Below are 2,766 nucleotides of genomic sequence, written 5' to 3'. Positions count from 1 at the left end.
GTAGGCCGAGCACCAAGGCCTGCGGATTCCACACGCATTTGGGCACCCATTCCACGAACACTTGGACAGCGATTCCGCACTGACTTGGACACTCATTCCACGGCCACTTGGACACTGATTCCACGAGCACTTGGACAGTGATTTCTCACTGATCCGACCCACGCTCAGGCAGGCGGCAACGCAGGACTATTCACTACCATCGGCCTCTTTTATCGAAGCGAAGAGGTCGTCGTGGAGCGTATATCCATGCGTAAAATCCGAGAGGTACTATGCTTAAAGTTCGACGCCGGCACTGTCCGTGCGCAAGATCGCCGCCAGCCTGCGCATCAGCAGCGGCAGTGCCGGCAATTACCTGCACCGTTTCAACGCTTGCGGGCTGACTTGGCCGACATCATTGTCGGACGCCGAGCTGGAGCGATGCCTGTTCCCACCAGCACCAACAGTTCCCAGCGATCAAAGGCCGATGCCTGATTGGGCTTGGGCGCATGCCGAGCTGCGCCGCCCCGGCGTCACCCTGGCCCTGCTTTGGCAAGAGTACCGACTCGCTCATCCGCAAGGCTTCCAATACAGCTGGTTCTGCGAGCACTACCGCCTCTGGGCGGCCAAGGTCGACGTGGTCATGCGCCAGGAACACCGTGCTGGTGAAAAGCTGTTTGTCGATTACGCGGGCCAGACTGTGCCAGTCATTGACCGGCGAACCGGCGAAATCCGCCAAACCCAGATCTTCGTTGCCGTGCTTGGAGCGTCGAGCTACACCTTTGCAGAAGCCACTTGGTCGCAGAAACTGCCTGACTGGCTGGGCTCGCATGCTCGCTGTTTTGCTTTTTTCGGCGGCACATCGCAGATCCTGGTACCGGACAATCTGCGCAGCGGCGTCACCAAAGCGCACCGTTACGAGCCCGATATCAACCCCAGTTACCGCGACCTGGCCGAGCATTACGGCGTGGCCGTGTTGCCTGCCAGATCTCGTAAGCCTCGGGACAAAGCCAAGGTCGAAGTCGGCGTACAAGTGGTCGAGCGCTGGATCCTCGCGGCCCTGCGCAACCGCCAGTTCTTCTCGCTCGGCGAACTCAACACGGCAATCGGCGTGCTGCTCGAACGTCTTAACCAAAGGCCCTTCAAAAAGCTGCCCGGCTCACGCCGCTCAGCCTTCGAAACCATCGACCAGCCCGCACTGCAACCGCTGCCGGAGCATCCTTACGTCTACGCCGAATGGAAAAAGGTGCGAGTGCACATCGACTACCACGTCGAAGTCGACGGCCACTACTACTCGGTGCCGTACCAACTGGTGAAGCACCCACTCGAAGTACGCCTGACCGCGCAGACGGTGGAATGCTTCCACGCCAACCAACGTGTGGCCAGCCACCTGCGCTCGCAGCACAAAGGCCGCCACACGACCCAAACCGAGCACATGCCCAAGAGCCACCGCGAACATGCCGAATGGACACCACAACGGCTGATTCGCTGGGCGGAGCAGACCGGCCCGAACACCGCTGGTGTCATCGCCTACATCCTCGAACGCCGAATCCATCCGCAGCACGGCTTCCGTGCCTGCCTGGGTATCCTGCGCCTGAGCAAACAGCACGGCGAAGCGCGGCTGGAAGCCGCTTGCCAGCGTGCGCTGGCCCTAGGCGCATGCAGTTACAAAAGCCTTGAATCGATCCTGCGCCAAGGGTTGGAACGGCTGGCGCTGGCCCAGCAAAACCTGCCGTTACTGCCCGAAGAACACATCAACCTGCGCGGCCCTGGCTACTACCACTGACCTGAAAAAGGAGCACCAAAGTGCTACCCAACCCAACCCTGGACAAGCTGCAAACCCTACGACTGCACGGGATGATCAAGGCGCTGAGCGAGCAACACTCAACGCCCGACATCCACGACCTGAGCTTCGATGAACGTCTTGGCTTGATGGTCGACCGCGAGCTGACCGAGCGTGAAGATGCTCGCCTGACCACTCGCCTCAAAGCCGCTCGACTGCGCCACAACGCCTGCCTGGAAGACATCGACTACCGCAGCCCGCGCGGCCTGGACAAATCTCTGATCCTGCAACTGGGTAGCGGCCAGTGGCTGCGCGACGGCCTGAACCTGATCATCGGCGGCCCGACTGGCGTAGGAAAAACCTGGCTCGCCTGCGCGCTGGCCCACAAGGCCTGTCGCGACGGATACAGCGTGCGCTACCTGCGCCTGCCGCGCTTGATGGAGGAACTGGGTCTGGCCCACGGCGACGGCCGTTTCGCGAAACTGATGGCAGGGTATGCCAAGACTGACCTGCTGATCCTGGATGACTGGGGCTTGGCACCGTTTACCGCTGCTCAGCGGCGCGACATGCTTGAGCTGCTGGACGACCGCTACGGCAACCGCTCGACGCTGGTCACCAGCCAGATGCCGGTGGACAAATGGCATGCGCTGATCGGCGATCCGACCTTGGGCGATGCGATCCTCGACCGGCTGGTGCACAACGCTTACCGGATCGAACTGAAGGGCGAATCGATGCGCAGACGCGCAACGAAATTGACGGCGACAGAGACTTCAGACTAACAATGCAAAACTGCGTCGCTGCGCTCCGACTGCCTGTCCAAGTGGACGTGGATCAGGTGTCCAAGTGAGCGTGGAACGAGTGTCCAAATGATCGTGGGCTGAGTGTCCAAGTGTCGTGGAATCCGCAGATCCCATCATGTACCAGCACTTTCATCCGAGTCGCGCGGCGATTGGCAAACAGATAGGCGCAGTGCGGCTTTGCCGCACCGAACGCCGCGATCACCTTAG

1 protein-coding gene and 1 pseudogene are annotated in these 2,766 nt (G+C 60.9%); both read left to right on the top strand.

Features of this window, described 5'->3' with window-relative positions:
* Positions 1-246: 246 nt before the first annotated feature.
* Positions 247-1,762 (top strand): annotated as a pseudogene (istA, locus tag AWM79_RS18635) (IS21 family transposase).
* 20 nt (positions 1,763-1,782) lie between these two features.
* Positions 1,783-2,538: an IS21-like element ISPre4 family helper ATPase IstB gene (gene istB / locus AWM79_RS18630; RefSeq protein WP_060783510.1), complete on the top strand. Its 756-nt coding sequence runs from the start codon at positions 1,783-1,785 to the stop codon at positions 2,536-2,538.
* The last annotated feature ends 228 nt before the right edge of the window (positions 2,539-2,766 follow it).

It is taken from the genome of Pseudomonas agarici (genome assembly GCF_001543125.1).
In the GTDB taxonomy this organism is placed as follows: domain Bacteria; phylum Pseudomonadota; class Gammaproteobacteria; order Pseudomonadales; family Pseudomonadaceae; genus Aquipseudomonas; species Aquipseudomonas agarici.
Note: the sequence above shows the minus strand (reverse complement) of the source record. Positions and strands in the feature narration are given on the sequence as shown.